Raw genomic sequence first — 15938 nt, 5'->3', positions numbered from 1 at the left:
GTTCTTTGACTCCGTCAGGAAAATCGTTGACTATGTCAATTATGACTGTCGCGGCCGTACGGGAGTTCAACCGCTACTACACGAACCTCATCGGGGTGCTGCGGGCCGGCCTGCACGACTCCGCATACTCGCTGGCCGAGGTGCGGGTGCTGTACGAGCTGGCCGTGGACAGCGCGCACGACACGGCCGAGCTGCGGCGGCTGCTCGACATCGACGCCGGGTACCTGAGCCGGATCCTCGGCAGGCTGGAGGCCGACGGGCTCGTCGCGCGGTCCCGGTCCGCATCGGACGCGCGCCGCCGCCACATCGAGCTGACGCCGGCCGGGCGGGAGGCGTTCGCGGCGCTGGACGCGCGCTCCGAGGAGCAGATCGCCGGGCTGCTCGCCTCCGTCGGCGAGGTCGACCGGCGGCGGCTGGTCGGCGCGATGGACACGATCCGGTCGGTGTTCGAGGGCGTCCTGCCGCCGCGCGCCGTGGTCCTGCGGCCGCCGCTGCCCGGCGACCTGGGCTGGGTCGTGCAGCGCCACGGCGCGCTCTACGCCGCGGAGTACGGGCTGGACGCCACCTTCGAGGCGCTGGTGGCCCGCATCGTCGCCGACTACGCGGCCTTGCACGACCCGCGGACCGAGGCGGGGTGGATCGCCGAGGTCGACGGCGCTCCCGTCGGGTCGATCTTCTGCGTACGGGCGGACGAGGGCGTGGCGAAGCTCCGGCTTCTGTTCGTGGAGCCGGCGGCGCGGGGGATGGGCGTCGGCGGCACGCTGGTGGACGAGTGCGTGCGGTTCGCGCGCCGGGCCGGGTACCGGGAGATGGTGCTCTACACGCAGGACGTGCTGCTCGCCGCCCGGCGCATCTACCAGCGGGCCGGGTTCGTGCTGGAGAGCGCCGCCCCGGCGTTCGTGTACGGCGTGGACGTCGCCGAGGAGCAGTGGCGCCTGTCGCTGTGACGTTCACGTTTTCCACAGGCGGCCCGTTGTCCACAGGTTGCCCGCTCGCGTCGCGCCCCGTTTCGCGAAACGCGGCAGGCTCCCCACATGACCAACACCAACCAGATCGTGGGCCGCTTCGGCGAGCGCCTGGCCGTGCGGCACCTCATCGCCCGTGGCCTCGTCCCCCTCGACCGCAACTGGCGCTGCCCGTCCGGTGAGATCGACGTGGTCGCCCGCGATGGGCCGGTGCTGGTGTTCGTCGAGGTGAAGACCCGCCGGGGCGCCAAGTTCGGGGCGCCGGCGGAGGCGGTCAGCGCGGACAAGGCCCGCCGCGTGCGCCGGCTCGCCGCCCGCTGGCTGGCCACGCACGGCGCCGGCGACCGGCGGCAGGTCCGCTTCGACGTGGTGGCCGTCCTGCTCGGCGCCGACACCGTCGGCGTGCGGCACCTCCGCGGGGTCTTCTGATGGGCTACGCGAAGATCCGCTCCGTCGCCCTGCAAGGGGTGGCCGGGCAGGTGATCGTGGTCGAGGCCGACGTCGCGCCCGGGCTGCCGAGCCTCGTCGTGTCGGGCCTGCCCGACGCCGCGCTCACCGAGGCCCGCGACCGCATCCGGGCCGCCGTGCACAACTCCGGGGCCACCTGGCCGCAGCAGCGCATCACGGTCAACCTGTTGCCCGCCCACGTGCGCAAGCACGGCTCCGGGTTCGACACCGCCATGGCGCTCGCCGTGCTCGCCGCCGGCGCCGACCTGCCGACGCGCCTGCTGGTCGACGCGGTCATCCTCGGCGAGCTCGGCCTCGACGGCACCCTCCGGCCCGTCCGCGGGGTGCTGCCCGCCGTGCTCGCCGCCAGCCGCGCCGGCGCCGGCCTCGTCGTCGTCCCACCCGGCAACGTCGACGAGGCGCGGCTCGTGCCCGACGTGCGGGTCCGCGCCGCCGACTGCCTCGGCCGCATCATCGGCTTCGTCCACGGCACCGAGACGCTGCTCGACCCGCCCACGCAGCCGCCACCGGCGCAGCGCCCGCCGGCCGACCTCGCCGACGTCCTCGGCCAGGAGCGCGGCCGCCGAGCCATCGAGCTGGCCGCCGCCGGCCGGCACCACCTGGCGATGTTCGGCCCGCCCGGCGCCGGCAAGACGCTGCTCGCCCAGCGGCTGCCCGGCATCCTGCCCGAGCTCACCGAGCGGGAGTCCATCGAGGTCACGGCGCTGCACTCGGTCGCCGGCGAGCTGCCTGCCGGCGCCGGCCTGATCCGCCGGGCGCCGCTGCAGGCGCCGCACCACACGTCCTCGATCGCGGCGCTCGTCGGCGGCGGCTCCGGCATCGCCAAGCCCGGCGCGATCAGCCTCGCCCATCACGGGGTGCTGTTCCTCGACGAGTGCGCCGAGTTCCAGGCCAGCGCCCTCAATGCCCTGCGTGAGCCGCTGGAGCACGGTGAGGTGCGGCTGCGCCGGGTCCACGGCGAGACGGTCTATCCCGCCAGGGCCCAGCTGGTCCTCGCCGCCAACCCGTGCCCGTGCGCGAGGCCCGGCGGCGACGCCATGTGCCAGTGCCCGCCGGGGGTGCGCGTCCGGTACCGGTCCAGGCTCTCCGGCCCGCTGCTGGACCGGGTCGACCTCCAGGTCGACGTGGTGGCGGTGCGCGCGGCGGCGCTCTTCGGCACCGAGCCGGCCGAGTCGTCCGCGACCGTCGCGGCACGGGTCGTGCGGGCGCGGCAGGCGGCGGCGAGCCGGTGGGCGCCGCACGCCCGGTCCAACGGGGAGGTCCCCGCCGCCGTCCTGCGCGACCGGCGCTTCCGGCTGCCGCGCGCCGTGCTGCACCCGCTGGCCACCGCGATGGACCGCGGCCAGCTGTCGGCCCGGGGCATGGACCGCGCGACCCGCGTCGCGTGGACCGTCGCCGACCTCGACGGCCGTGACCGCCCCACCATCGGCGATGTCCACGAAGCCCTCGAGATGCGGTCAAGGAGAGGCCGATGAGCACCATCGACCGGGCGGCGCGGCTGGCGCTGGCCCATCTGGTGGAGCCCGGCAGCCGGGAGCTCGGGCTGCTGGTGCGGGCTGTCGGGGCGCCGGAGGCGCTTGTCATGGTGCTGCACGGGCACGGCGTCACCGAGGCGCTCGCCGGCGCGGTCCACGCCCGCCTCGACGCCACCCTGCTCGACGCGCGCACCGGCTCCGCCGACGCGTGGGCCGAGCGGGTCGCGCTCACCCTGGCCGGCGAGATGACCGAGCGGGCGGGCCGGCTCGGCGCTCGCATGGTCACCGCCGTCGACGAGGAGTGGCTCACCGCGCTCGACGACCTCACCCGGGTCAGCCGCGACGGCGCCGACGCGCTCCGCCGCGACACCGACCCGCCGCTGTGCCTGTGGCTGCGCGGGCCCGTCCGGCTGGAGGAGGCGCTGGAGCGGTCGGTGTCCGTGGTCGGTGCCCGGGCCATCACCCACTATGGCGAGTTCGTCGCGTCGGAGCTCGCCTTCGGCCTGGCGGAGCGCGGCTGGGCGGTGGTCTCCGGCGGCGCGCTCGGCGTCGACGTCACCGCCCACCGGGGCGCCCTCGCCGCCGGTGGGGTGACCTGCGCGGTGCTCGCCTGCGGCATCGACCAGGTCTACCCGGTCTCCAACGCGGCCGTGTTCGAGCGCATCACCGAGGAGGGGCTCCTGCTGACCGAGTGGCCGCCGGGCACCCGGCCGCACAAGACCAGGTTCCTGACCCGCAACCGGGTCATCGCCGCCGCCACCCGCGGCACCGTGATGGTCGAGGCCGGCTCCCGCAGCGGCGCCCGCAACACGCTGTCCTATGCCCGCCGCCTGGAGCGCTCCGCCATGGTCGTCCCCGGCCCGATCACCTCGGCGATGTCGGTCGGCTGCCACGTCGAGCTCCGCACCCCCGGCACCGTCCTCGTCACCCGCGTCGACGAGATCGTCGAGGAGGTCGGCCGGCTCGGGGAGCTCGCCGACCCCATCCACGGCGACGAGCGCCCCGAGGACGCCCTGGACGCCACCCAGGCCAGGGTCCTCGACGCGGTGGCCCCTCGCGCCGCCCGCTCGGCGGAGGAGATCGCCGCCATCGCGGGCGTCGCCACCCGCGCCGCCCGCCGGACCCTTCCCGTTCTGGAGCAGCACGGCTTCGTCGTCAGCACCGAAGCCGGCTACCGCCTCGCTCCGAAGGCCCGCTCGTGACAGCATCCCCGACCCGGCACGCCGTCAGCCGGCCGTCCTTGCCACCGCGCACGCCGGCCGCGTCCGCACTGGTGCGCCCCCGAGCAGTGGCCAGACCGCCCCCGAGCAGTGGCCAGACCGCCCCCGCGGAAGGAGCGCCGGGCCGCCCGGGATGCCCTGCCTGGGTTGCGGACGCCTGGCCCGCAGCCCTGGCCCGCAGCCCTGGCCCGCAGCCCTGGCCCGCAGCCCTGGCCCGCAGCCCTGGCCCGCAGCCCTGGCCCGCAGCCCTGGCCCCCGGCCGTCGCCGATTCGCCCCGCGCCTCCGGGCGACGTCACGTCCGGGCGACGTCACGTCCGGGCGGCGTTGCGTTCGGGCGGCGTTGCGGCTGGGCGGCGTTGCCCCCGGGCGGCGTTGCGGTTGGGCGGCGTCGCGTCCTGCGGGGTCGAGTCTGGGCGGGGGTCGGGTCCGGGGTTGTCGTGTCCGGGTTGTCGTGTCAGGCGGGGGCGGGTCTGGGTCGGGTTGCGTCTGGGCGGCTCGTGTCCGGGGGCGTCGTGTCTGGCGGCGTCGGCAGCCAGATGTGTTCTCTGATCAGTCGGGTCGGCCGGGTTCGTGGATGTTCAGCGCTCTGGGCGTGGTGCTGTGCCGCTTGTCGAACGGCTGCTGTGGCCGCCCACACCCACGATCATGTGACGGGGGCGGGGGTCAGAGGCGGCGGAGGCGGGTGATGGCTTCCTCGATGACCTCGTCGCGCTTGCAGAAGGCGAACCGGATGATGTGGCGGCCGGCGGCGGCGTCGTCGTAGAAGACCTGGGTGGGCACGGCGACGACGCCGCAGCGGTCGGGCAGGGCGAGGCAGAAGTCGACGCCGTCGGTGCCGCCGAGGGGGGTGATGTCGGCGGTGACGAAGTAGGTGCCCTCCGAGCGGAGGACGGCGAAGCCGGCGGCGGTCAGGCCCTCGCAGAGGCGGTCGCGCTTGCGCTGGAGGTCGTCGCGAAACTGCTCGTAGTAGGAGGGCGGGGAGTTCAGGGCCACGGCGATCGCGGGCTGGAGGGGGCCGGCGTTGACGAAGGTGAGGAACTGCTTGACGCGCAGGGCGGCGGAGACCAGGTCGCGGGGGCCGCAGATCCAGCCGATCTTCCAGCCGGTGCAGGAGAAGGTCTTGCCGGCGGAGGAGATCTGCAGCGTGCGGGCGCGCATGCCGGGCAGGGACGCGATCGGCACGTGGGGGGCGTCGGCGTCGGTGAAGACCAGGTGCTCGTAGACCTCGTCGGTGACGGCGACCGCGTCGAACTCCTCGCAGAGGGCGGCGATCTGCGCCAGCTCGTCGGGGGTGAAGACCTTGCCGGTCGGGTTGTGGGGGGAGTTGAGCAGGACGAGCCGGGTGCGGGGGCCGAAGGCGGCGCGCAGCTCCGCCGGGTCGAAGGCGTAGCCGCCGTCGTGGGCGCGCAGGGTCACCGGGCGGCGGACCGCGCCGGCGAGGGCGATGGAGGCGGCGTAGGAGTCGTAGTAGGGCTCGAAGCAGACGACCTCGTCGCCGGGCTCGCAGAGGGCGAGGATGGTGGCGGCGATCGCCTCGGTCGCGCCGGCCGTGACGATGATCTCTCCGTCGGGGTCGTAGTCCAGGCCCCAGAACGCCTTCTGGTGGGCCGAGATCGCCGCGCGGAGCTCGGGGACGCCGGGGCCCGGCGGGTACTGGTTGCGGCCGGAGCGGAGGGCCTCGGCGGCGGCGTCGAGCATGGCGGTGGGGCCGTCGGTGTCGGGAAAGCCCTGGCCGAGGTTGACCGCGCCGGTGCGGACCGCGAGTGCCGACATCTCGGCGAAGATGGTCGTGCCGAAGGGGCGCATCCGGGCGACGAGTTGATCACGCGAGGCGTCAGTCACCCACCGAGTATGCGACGCCGGTCACTGCTGGAGTTGCCCAGGACCGTCACCGGCGGATATCCGGCAGTGCACCGGAGTGGCGGGGATCATCCGGACCGCCTACCGTGACGGACCGTGGATGGACGCCGGAACTACTCCCCGGACCCGGATGCGGAGCCCCGCTGGTACCCGGACGACCGTGGATACGACGAGCCTGGCCGCGGCGAGCGCCGCGACGACCGCCGGGAAGACCGGTCGCGCGACGACCGGGGCTACGGGGACGACCGCGGCTACACGCCGACGCGGTACGCCGACGAGCGCGAGTACGACGACGGCTACCGGGTCCCGGAGCCGCGCAGCGCGTCCCGCGGTTACGGCGGCGACTCCCTGCCGTACGGCGACAGCCCGAGCGGGCAGTTCAGCGCCCCGCTCCCGCCGGCTCCCGAGCACCCCGACGCCGCCGAGTCGGTCTCCAGGTCGCGGCGCTCCGAGGCGATCGACCGCAGCGCGCTGCAGCGGCCGGTGTCAGGCGGTGCGCCGAGCGCGCCCGTGAGTGCTCTGTCGTCGCCCGTGGTGACGGTGCCCACGGTGCCGGCGCCTCCGGCGGCGCCGCAGGGCGGGTACGGCCAGCAGGCTCAGCAGAGCCAGCAGGACGCGTTCGCGGCGCCGACGACCCTGACCGCGGCGATCCCGCCGCCGTCGGCAGCGCCCGCGGCCGCTGCCGCTGCCGCGGAGCCGGGCGGTGCGGTGTACCGGTCGAAGCGGCCGGGGCTGGCCGTCGTGCTGGTGCTGCTCACGATCGTCTTCGAGGTGCCGGTGCTGCGGTTGTTCCTGACCGCGATGACCGCCGACAAGATCGAGGCCACCGGCACGCTTGCGAGCATCTTCATGATCCTTGGGCTGCCGATGTTCGCCCTCGGCCTGTACGGGCTGATCGGTGGCGCCGCGGCCGCCGCCTCGGGGGCGCGGGCCTGGCTGCGCACGCCGCTGGCGTACCTGCCGATCGCGGTGCTGCTGTTCATCGCCGCGGCCCTGTCCACCTGACCGGCCGCGCCGTTCCCGCGTGACGAGCCGCGGCCGGTCCAAGTGACCAGCCGCGGCCTGTCCACCGGACGAGTCGCAGCCCTGTCCACGTGACGAGCCACGGCCGGTCCACGTGACCAGCCTCGGCCTGTCCACCGGACGCGCCGCGGCTTGCGCACGTGACCAGCCTCGGCTTGTCCAGCCCGACGGGCTGCGGCCCTGCCCACGTGACGAGCCGACGACCGGCTGACCGGCGAGCGCTGAACCGGCGACCGAGGCCCTCCGCCGCGGTGGGCGGACGAGGCCCTGCCGGGTGACGGATCGGCCTGGTCGGCGCGGCAGCCGGGGGCGGATTCGTGGGTCGGCGGCGACTGCGCGTACACTTCCGGACGGCGACCGTGCACGCACGGTCGACCTCGCGCGCCCTCCCGCAGCCCGCCGCTTTCTCGCGCCGGGCCAGAAATCAGGGCGGCGGCCGCCCTGGTCCCGATCCGCAGCCACGCGCTGGGTCGGGTGAGACGGCCGACGACCGGGCGCCAGGACGGCGGACCGACCGGACCGCCGTGGAAACCAGGATCGAAAGGATCCCACGAACATGGCTGTGACCATGCGTCAGCTGCTGGAAAGCGGCGTGCACTTCGGACACCAGACCCGCCGTTGGAACCCGAAGATGAAGCGCTTCATCTTCACGGAGCGCAACGGTATCTACATCATCGACCTGCGCCAGACGCTGGACTACATCGACAAGGCCTACGACTACATCCGCAACACCGTCGCCGAGGGTGGCTCGGTGCTGTTCGTGGGCACGAAGAAGCAGGCGCAGGAGGCGATCGCCGAGCAGGCGACGCGTGTCGGTCAGCCGTACGTCAACCACCGCTGGCTGGGTGGCATGCTGACCAACTTCCAGACCGTCTACAAGCGGCTGCAGCGGATGAAGGAGCTCGAGTCCCTCGACCTCACCGGCACCGCGCAGGGCTACACGAAGAAGGAGACCCTGCAGCTGTCGCGCGAGCAGACCAAGCTGAGCCGCACGCTCGGTGGTCTGCGCGACATGCAGAAGCTCCCGTCGGCGATCTGGGTCATCGACACCAAGAAGGAGCACATCGCGGTTGACGAGGCCCGCAAGCTGGGTATCCCGGTCATCGCCGTGCTCGACACCAACTGCGACCCCGACGAGGTCGACTTCCCGATCCCGGGCAACGACGACGCCATCCGCTCCGCCGCCCTGCTGACCCGCGTGGTCGCGGACGCGGTCGCGGACGGTCTCATCGCCCGGTCGGGCCGCGCCACCCGTGCCGACCAGAAGCCCGAGCCGGGCGTCGTGGCCGGCGACGAGCCGCTCGCTGAGTGGGAGCGTGAGCTGCTCGAGGGTGCCAAGCCCGACGACGCCGCTCCCGCCGCCGAACCCACCCAGGCCTGACACGAGCCGTCAAGGCGAACTCAAGCGAGAGAGAGTCATGTCCAACTTCACCGCCGCGGATGTCAAGCGACTCCGCGATCTGACCGGCTCCGGCATGATGGACTGCAAGAAGGCGCTCGAGGAGGCCGAGGGCGACTTCGACAAGGCCGTCGAGCTGCTGCGTATCAAGGGTGCGAAGGACGTCGGCAAGCGCGCCGGCCGCACCACGGCCAACGGCCTGGTCGCCCACGTCGGCTCGGGTCTGGTCGAGATCAACTGTGAGACCGACTTCGTCGCCAAGAACGAGGCGTTCGTCGAGCTCGGCCAGAAGCTGGCCAAGCACATCGACGAGACCAAGCCGGCCGACGTCGAGGCCCTGCTGGGCTCGAAGCTCGGCGACAGCACGGTGGCCGAGCTGATCCAGACCGAGTCGGCGCGCATCGGCGAGAAGCTCGTCATCAACCGCCTCGCGGTCCTGGGCTCGCCGGTCGCGATCTACATGCACCGCAAGAGCCCGGACCTGCCCCCGCAGGTCGGCGTCGCGGTCGAGTTCACCGGCAAGGACGACGAGGCTGCCCTCGCCGACGCGCGTGGCGTCGCGATGCAGATCGCGGCCATGCGGCCGAAGTACCTGACCCGCGAGGACGTCCCGGCCGACACGGTCGAGTCCGAGCGCCGCATCGCCGAGCAGACCGCTCGCGAGGAGGGCAAGCCGGAAGGCGCCCTGCCGAAGATCATCGAGGGCCGGGTCAACGGCTTCTTCAAGGACTTCGTCCTCATCGAGCAGGCGTCGGTCAGCGACAACAAGAAGACCGTCAAGCAGGTGCTGGCCGAAGCCGGCATCGAGGTGACACGGTTCGTCCACTTCGAGGTCGGCCAGGCCTGATAGCAGGGCGCGGAGGGGGTCACGGAATCCACACTGGATGCCGGGACCCCCTCGTCATATCCCCTTCCAGCGGCAGAACGGACACGGAGAGGTTGCCCAGATGACGCACACCGCTGTGGAAGCGGCAAGGCAGGCATTGACGCCGGCCCCGATCGGGGTGCGACGCGTCGTGCTGAAGCTCTCCGGCGAGGTGTTCGGCGGTGGCGCCGTCGGCGTCGACCCGAACGTGGTGCGGCACATGGCCCGCCAGATCGCGGCCGTGGTCCGCCGCGGTGTCCAGGTGGCCGTCGTCGTCGGTGGCGGCAACTTCTTCCGGGGCGCCGAGCTGTCCCGGGCCGGCATGGACCGGTCCCGCGCGGACTACATGGGCATGCTCGGCACCGTCATGAACTGCCTCGCGCTGCAGGACTTCCTGGAGAAGGAAGGCATCGACACGCGGGTGCAGAGCGCGATCAGCATGGCGCAGGTCGCGGAGCCGTACATCCCGCGCCGCGCGATCCGGCACATGGAGAAGGGGCGGGTCGTGATCTTCGGCGCCGGCGCCGGCATGCCGTACTTCTCGACCGACACCGTCGCCGTGCAGCGCGCCCTGGAGATCCACGCGCACACGGTCCTGATGAGCAAGAACGGCGTCGACGGTGTGTACACGGCCGACCCCCGTACCGACCCGACGGCCCGCAAACTCGACAGCCTGACGTTCGCCGATGCCCTGCTGCAGGGCCTGCGGGTCGTCGACCAGACCGCGTTCAGCCTCTGCCAGGAAAACGCGCTGCCGATGCTCGTGTTCGGCGCCGAGGGGGAGGACAGCGTGGCTCGCGCGTTGAGTGGTGAGAGGATCGGCACGCTCATCACCGCTGAGCCCATCCCGGACCGAGGAGGAAAGACCACGTGATCGAAGAAGCTCTCTTCGAGGCCGAAGAGAAGATGGAGCGCGCGATCGAGCACGCCAAGGAGGAGTTCGCGGTCATCAGGACCGGCCGAGCGACCCCGGCGATGTTCGGCAAGGTGATGGTCGACTACTACGGCACGCCCACCCCGCTGCCGCAGATGTCGTCGATCGCCATCCCGGAGCCTCGTATGGCGATCATCAAGCCGTACGACGCCTCGGTGATCGGTGCGATGGAGAAGGCGATCCGCGACTCGGACCTCGGGGTCAACCCCAACAACGAGGGCACGCAGATCCGGATCAACCTCCCGCAGATGACCGAGGAGCGGCGCCGCGAGATGATCAAGATCGCGCGGCACAAGGCCGAGGACGCCCGGGTCGCCGTGCGCAACGTGCGCCGCAAGGCGAAGGAAGAGCTCGACCGCATCGTCAAGGACGGCGAGGCGGGCGAGGACGACGGGCGCCGCGGCGAGAAGGAGCTCGACGACCTGACGCACAGGTTCGTCGCCCAGATCGACGAGCTGCTCAAGCACAAGGAATCAGAGCTCCTCGAGGTCTGATGACGCCCCCCGGTAACCCTTCGACCAGGGCGCGGCACGTTGATGCCGCGCCCGAGGCGTCTATGCCAAACGAACAAGTGCCGGCCGGCGAGAAACCCAAGCGCCGTGCCGGCCGCAACCTTCCCGCCGCGATCGGTGTCGGCGTGGGCCTGGGCGGCGCGGTCATCGCCTCGCTCTTCGTGTGGATCCCGGCGTTCCTCGGTCTGGTGGTGCTCGCCGTCCTGGTCGGCATCTGGGAGATGGTCCGGGCCGTCAGCGTCAACAAGGCGAGGCCGCCGCTCGCACCGCTGCTCGTCGGCGGGTCGGCCATGGTGGTGCTCGCCTGGTTCGGCGGCGCCGAGGTCCTGCCGGTCGGCCTGCTCCTGACGCTGCTGGCGGTGTTCGTGTGGCGGTTCGCCGGCGGTCCCCGCGACTACCAGCGGGACGTCACGGCCGGTGCCCTGATCGCGGTGTACGTGCCGTTCCTCGGCGCCTTCGCGGCGCTGCTCGCGCACCCCGGCAAGGACGTCTCCGACGGCGCGGTGCGGGTCCTGGTGACGATCGTCGCCGTGGTGCTGTCCGACACGGGTGGATATGTGACCGGTGTCTTCCTCGGCAAGCACCCGATGGCACCTTCCGTCAGCCCGGCGAAGTCGTGGGAGGGCTTCGCGGGGTCGGTCGTGTGGACCGGTGCCGGCAGCGCGGTGGCGATTCCGCTGCTCCTGTCCGACGCCGTCTGGTGGCACGGGGTCGTCTTCGGGGTCGCGGTCGCGGCCGCGTCGGTGCTCGGTGACCTCGGCGAGTCGCTGATCAAGCGCGACCTGGGCGTCAAGGACATGAGCAACCTGCTACCGGGTCACGGTGGGCTCATGGACCGGCTGGACTCGATCCTGCTCGCCCTGCCGACCGCGTACGCCGTTCTGGCGTTCCTGGTGCCCCCGTCCTAGTGCCCTTGGCCAGCGGTACTGAAGATCACGCGACTCGGCATGGGACACTTGAAGACGTCATGACACAGCTTCCCGTTCTGAACCTCGAATCCACCGCGACCGGCACGACGAGTGACGGCCGCCGGGCGACCATGCCACCGCGTCACCTGGCCGACCTCGATCTCGCCGGGCGCCGGGCCGCCGTCGCCGAGCTGGGGGAGCAGGCGTTCCGCGCGGGGCAGGTGTCGGCGCACTACTTCGGCCGGCTGGTCCGCGACCCCGCCGACATGACGGACCTTCCCGCCAGGAGCAGGGACGCGATCGCGGAAGCGCTGCTGCCGCGCCTGCTGCACCCCGTACATGAGAAAGCCACCGACGACGGGGCGACCCGCAAGACGTTGTGGCGGCTTCACGACGGCTCCCTCGTCGAGAGCGTCCTCATGGGATATCCAGACCGCGTGACGGTGTGCGTGTCGAGCCAGGCGGGCTGCGGGATGGCGTGCCCGTTCTGCGCCACCGGCCAGGCCGGGCTCACCCGCAACCTCTCCACCGCGGAGATCGTCGACCAGGTCGTCTGGTTCGCCGGGATGGCCGCCCGCGGGGTCCTGCCCGGCAGCCCGGACCGGCTGTCGCGGGTCGTGTTCATGGGCATGGGCGAGCCCCTCGCCAACTACAACCGGGTCGTCGCGGCGGTCCGCAGGCTCACCGACCCCGCCCCGGAAGGGCTCGGGCTCTCCCAGCGGCACATCACCGTGTCCACCGTCGGGCTGGTCCCGGCGATGCGCCGGTTGACGCAGGAGGGGCTGTCGGTGACGCTTGCGCTGTCGCTGCACGCACCCGATGATGATCTGCGCGACACGCTCGTGCCGGTCAACCAACGTTGGAAGGTCGCCGAAGTGCTTGATGCCGCGTGGGAGTATGCGGCTCGCACTGGTCGGCGCGTGTCCATTGAATACGCAATGATCCGGGATGTGAACGACCACCCGTGGCGGGCGGATTTGCTCGGCCGGCTCTTGTCCGGCCGTCTCGCGCATGTCAATCTCATCCCGCTCAATCCGACACCCGGGAGTAAGTGGGACGCTAGTCCCAAGCCGGTGGAGCGAGAGTTCGTCCGGCGCCTCCGGGCGGCAGGGGTCGCGACCACGGTGCGCGACACCCGCGGCCGGGAGATCGACGGGGCCTGCGGGCAGCTTGCCGCCTCAAACGGTGGCAAGGTGGGAGAGCGTGAAACAGGCTTGCTAGCACGGCGAGCGAACGAGGAGACACAGTGAGTCAGGGTCAACGGTTCCGGCGCCGTGCGCTGCGGCGGGGATACAAGGTCGACGAGGTCGACTCGTTCCTCGACCGGGTCGAGGCCACCCTCTCCGGTGACCCGATGGGCGCGCCGGTGAGCGCTCAGGAGGTCCACGATGTGGTCTTCCGGGTGCGCTTCGGCGGATATGACGAGTGGCAGGTGGACCTGCACCTCGACCGGGTCGAGCGCCAGCTGGCCGAGCTGGAGGAGCGCGGCGGCGGTGGCTTCGGCCGCGCCCTCGACTCCCGCGGCGGCGAGATGCGCAGCGGCGAGATGCGCATGGCCCCCGAGCGGATGCCCGAGCGCATGCAGCCCGAGCGCATGGGCCCGCCCCCGATGGAGCGGATGCAGCCCGAGCGCATGGGCCCCCCGCCCATGGAGCGCATGCAGCCGGAGCGGATGGGTCCGCCCCCGATGGAGCGGATGCAGCCCGAGCGGATGGGTCCCCCGCCGATGGCGCCGCCGCCGCCCCTGCCGCCGCGGCCGGCCCCCGCTCCCGCCGGCCCGCCCCGCGACCCGAACTACGGCCGTTACGACGAGCCCACGTACGGTGGCGCCTTCGACGACGACCGGGGCTACGAGGCGCCGCGCCAGCCGCGCGCGGACATGACCGCCGAGATCCGCATGGACCGCGACCGGCCCGAGCCGGCGACCTACGGCGGCGCGCCCGACCGTGACCGCGACCCGTATGGCGGCGGCCCCGACCGCGACCCGTACGGCGAGCCCTACGGCGGCCCGCCCCAGGGCGCGCCGGTGCAGCACCAGTCGACCGAGGTGGCCCGCATCGACCAGCTGCGCCGCACGTTCCAGCTGCGCCGCTTCGGCAGCGGCTACGACCGCGCGCAGGTCGACCGGCTGTTCGAGGGCGTCATGGCGTCGCTGTCCGGCCGTGGCGGCCCGCTCACCGACGGTGACCTCGACCCGTCGCACTTCAACCTGGTGCCCGGCGGCTACTTCGAGGCGGAGGTCGACGCCGCCCTCAAGGAGGTCCGTGACCTCGTGATGCGCCGCCGCTGAGCGCAGACGCGAAAAGGCGCACCGGTGCTTCCGGTGCGCCTTTGCCGCATGTACGACCAGCGACTACCGAAGGCCGTTCCGGCGCAGCACCCAGTCCCCGACGAGGGCGAGCACCAGTACACCGGCGGTCGCGATCAACCAGATGTCCTCGACCCGGCCCTTGTGGTTGCCGACCAGCATCCCGAGGATGAGCAGCACGGTGACGGCAGCACCGAAGCGGGCGGCCCGCGGGTGTCCCGGCTTGTGCTGGTCGGGAGAGGTCACAGGCTCGTGCTCGGCCACGACGCGTCCTTTCGCTGCAGGTGTGCTTCGCGACAAAGTCTGGCATGCGGCACCCGGACCGACGGTTGCGGGTCGGTCGGGTAGCGTCGGAGCGGCATGCCAGTTGTAGTTCGAGGGAGGAACGCGGTGCGGATCACCGGGACGGGACACGCCAGCCTGCGCATCGACACCGATGCCGGCAGCATCCTCTGTGACCCGTGGGTCAACCCGGCGTACTTCGCGTCGTGGTTCCCGTTCCCCGACAACTCCCTGCTCGACTGGGAGACGCTCGGCGACTGCGACTACCTCTACGTGTCCCACCTGCACCGGGACCACTTCGACGCGGAGCACCTGAAGCGCTTCGTGTCGAAGAAGGCGACGGTGCTGCTGCCCGAGTTCCCCACGTCGGAGATGCGCGACGAGCTCGAGGCGCTCGGCTTCACCAGGTTCCTGGAGACGAAGAGCGACCACGTCCACGAGCTCGACGGCGGCCTGAAGATCATGATCCAGGCGCTCACCTCGCCGACCGACGGGCCGATCGGTGACTCCTCGCTGTGGGTCGAGCACAACGGCGTCCGCATCCTCAACCAGAACGACGCCCGCCCGACCGACCTCACCACGTATGCCGAGCTCGGCCACGTGCACGCGCACCTGCTCCAGTTCTCCGGCGCCATCTGGTACCCGATGGTCTACGACCTGCCGCAGGCCGCGAAGACCGCGTTCGGCAAGCAGAAGCGCGACCGGCAGTTCGACCGGACCTTCCGGTACATCGACGACCTCAAGGCCTCGCACGTGGTGCCCATCGCGGGGCCGCCGTGCTTCCTCGACGACGAGCTCTGGCAGTTCAACGACATCTTCGGTGACGAGGGCAACATCTTCCCCGACCAGTGGGTGTTCCAGCAGGAGTACGCCAAGCACGGCGGCACCAACTCCACGGTGCTGCTGCCCGGGTCGGTGATGACGGTGACCCCCGACTCGGTCTCCACCGTGCACCCGGTCGACGTGGAGGAGTTCTTCGCGCACAAGCGGGAGCACCTGGAGGAGATGCGTGACCGGAAGCGGCCGATCATCGAGGCCGCGAAGGCGTCCTGGCGGCACCCCGAGGTCGACGTGCTCAAGGAGATGAAGCGGCGCATCGAGCCGCTGCTCGACGAGTCCGTCTACCTCGCGAAGGGCGTCGGCGGCCCGGTCCGCTTCGACCTGGTGGGGTATGACGGCACCTCCGTCGAGTCGATCGTCGTGGACTTCCCGGGCAAGCAGGTCCGCCAGTACGCCGACGAGAAGGTCCGCTACCGCTTCCGCACCGAGCGCGCCCTCATCGAGCACCTCCTCTTCATCGAGGAGGTCGACTGGGTCAACTCGCTCTTCCTGTCCTGCCGCTTCACCGCCACCCGCATCGGCCAGTACAACGAGTTCGTCTACTCGTTCTTCAAGTGCCTGTCGGAGGAGCGCCTGCAGTACGCGGAGGGCTGGTTCGCCGAGCAGAAGCCCGACGCCGAGGACATCAAGCTGGGCGACTGGATCGTGCAGCGCCGGTGCCCGCACCTGAAGGCCGACCTGACCCGCTTCGGCATCGTCGACGGCAACACGCTCACCTGCCAGCTGCACGGCTGGAAGTTCGACCTGCCCAGCGGGCGCTGCCTGACGAGCGTGGGGCACGAGCTGCGCTCCCGTGCTGCCGGTGCTTCGGCGCCGGCTTCTGCTCCTGCTCCTGCTCCTGCTTCCGGGGACGGCGCTGCGGCGGAATTGTCGTAGGT

Annotated in this window: 14 protein-coding genes and 2 pseudogenes; 14 read left to right on the top strand and 2 right to left on the bottom strand. The window is 72.0% G+C overall.

Annotated features, from left to right (window positions below; translation table 11 throughout):
- Positions 1-32: 32 nt before the first annotated feature.
- The 5 genes and pseudogenes from ABZ321_RS02380 to dprA all read left to right on the top strand — a co-directional run.
- Positions 33-332, top strand: a pseudogene (locus ABZ321_RS02380) (MarR family transcriptional regulator); the annotation flags it as partial.
- Positions 333-425: 93 nt separating this feature from the next.
- Positions 426-947 carry a GNAT family N-acetyltransferase gene (locus ABZ321_RS02375; RefSeq protein ID WP_354888988.1) on the top strand — a complete coding sequence of 174 codons (522 nt, stop codon included), beginning with the start codon at positions 426-428 and terminating at the stop codon, positions 945-947.
- 87 nt (positions 948-1034) lie between these two features.
- Positions 1035-1394 (top strand): YraN family protein, encoded by a 360-nt coding sequence (locus tag ABZ321_RS02370; protein WP_344507927.1) that lies wholly within the window; start codon positions 1035-1037, stop codon positions 1392-1394.
- Positions 1394-2908: a YifB family Mg chelatase-like AAA ATPase gene (locus ABZ321_RS02365; protein WP_354888715.1), complete on the top strand. Its 1515-nt coding sequence runs from the start codon at positions 1394-1396 to the stop codon at positions 2906-2908. The genes ABZ321_RS02370 and ABZ321_RS02365 overlap by 1 nt, the downstream gene beginning before the upstream one ends.
- Entirely contained in the window at positions 2905-4110 is a 1206-nt protein-coding gene (gene dprA, locus ABZ321_RS02360) for a DNA-processing protein DprA (RefSeq protein ID WP_354888712.1), read from the top strand. The genes ABZ321_RS02365 and dprA overlap by 4 nt, the downstream gene beginning before the upstream one ends.
- Before the next feature lie 682 nt (positions 4111-4792).
- Here dprA and ABZ321_RS02355 read toward each other — a convergent pair.
- The gene (locus ABZ321_RS02355) at positions 4793-5971 is read right to left on the bottom strand and encodes a pyridoxal phosphate-dependent aminotransferase (protein WP_354888709.1); all 1179 of its coding nucleotides are present in this window, start codon (positions 5969-5971) and stop codon (positions 4793-4795) included.
- Positions 5972-6085: 114 nt separating this feature from the next.
- Between ABZ321_RS02355 and ABZ321_RS02350 the strand changes: the two genes are divergently transcribed.
- The 8 genes and pseudogenes from ABZ321_RS02350 to ABZ321_RS02315 all read left to right on the top strand — a co-directional run bounded on the left by ABZ321_RS02350 (position 6086) and on the right by ABZ321_RS02315 (position 13920).
- Positions 6086-6994 (top strand): hypothetical protein, encoded by a 909-nt coding sequence (locus tag ABZ321_RS02350; RefSeq protein ID WP_354888706.1) that lies wholly within the window; start codon positions 6086-6088, stop codon positions 6992-6994.
- 574 nt (positions 6995-7568) lie between these two features.
- Positions 7569-8393, top strand: a complete 825-nt coding sequence (rpsB, locus tag ABZ321_RS02345; RefSeq protein WP_344507918.1) for a 30S ribosomal protein S2 — start codon at positions 7569-7571, stop codon at positions 8391-8393.
- Between the two features lie 37 nt (positions 8394-8430).
- Positions 8431-9258, top strand: coding sequence for a translation elongation factor Ts (gene tsf / locus ABZ321_RS02340; RefSeq protein WP_344507916.1), 828 nt, complete (start codon positions 8431-8433; stop codon positions 9256-9258).
- A 100-nt stretch (positions 9259-9358) separates the two neighbouring features.
- Entirely contained in the window at positions 9359-10150 is a 792-nt protein-coding gene (gene pyrH, locus ABZ321_RS02335; protein ID WP_344507914.1) for a UMP kinase, read from the top strand.
- The gene (gene frr / locus ABZ321_RS02330) at positions 10147-10704 is read left to right on the top strand and encodes a ribosome recycling factor (protein WP_344507912.1); all 558 of its coding nucleotides are present in this window, start codon (positions 10147-10149) and stop codon (positions 10702-10704) included. The genes pyrH and frr overlap by 4 nt, the downstream gene beginning before the upstream one ends.
- Before the next feature lie 104 nt (positions 10705-10808).
- Positions 10809-11630: pseudogene (locus tag ABZ321_RS02325) on the top strand (phosphatidate cytidylyltransferase); the annotation flags it as partial.
- A 59-nt stretch (positions 11631-11689) separates the two neighbouring features.
- Positions 11690-12880, top strand: a complete 1191-nt coding sequence (gene rlmN, locus ABZ321_RS02320; RefSeq protein WP_344508179.1) for a 23S rRNA (adenine(2503)-C(2))-methyltransferase RlmN — start codon at positions 11690-11692, stop codon at positions 12878-12880.
- Entirely contained in the window at positions 12877-13920 is a 1044-nt protein-coding gene (locus ABZ321_RS02315) for a DivIVA domain-containing protein (RefSeq protein WP_344507910.1), read from the top strand. Before rlmN ends, ABZ321_RS02315 begins: the two co-directional genes overlap by 4 nt.
- Positions 13921-13983: 63 nt before the next feature.
- Here the strand turns inward: ABZ321_RS02315 and ABZ321_RS02310 are convergent, their stop codons facing one another.
- The gene (locus ABZ321_RS02310; RefSeq protein WP_344507908.1) at positions 13984-14202 is read right to left on the bottom strand and encodes a DUF2631 domain-containing protein; all 219 of its coding nucleotides are present in this window, start codon (positions 14200-14202) and stop codon (positions 13984-13986) included.
- A 132-nt stretch (positions 14203-14334) separates the two neighbouring features.
- Between ABZ321_RS02310 and ABZ321_RS02305 the strand changes: the two genes are divergently transcribed.
- Positions 14335-15936, top strand: coding sequence for a Rieske 2Fe-2S domain-containing protein (locus tag ABZ321_RS02305; RefSeq protein WP_354888986.1), 1602 nt, complete (start codon positions 14335-14337; stop codon positions 15934-15936).
- Positions 15937-15938 lie beyond the last annotated feature (2 nt).

Source organism: Dactylosporangium sp. NPDC006015, assembly GCF_040614215.1.
GTDB lineage: Bacteria > Actinomycetota > Actinomycetes > Mycobacteriales > Micromonosporaceae > Dactylosporangium > Dactylosporangium maewongense.
This window is presented reverse-complemented; position numbering and strand designations above follow the sequence as displayed.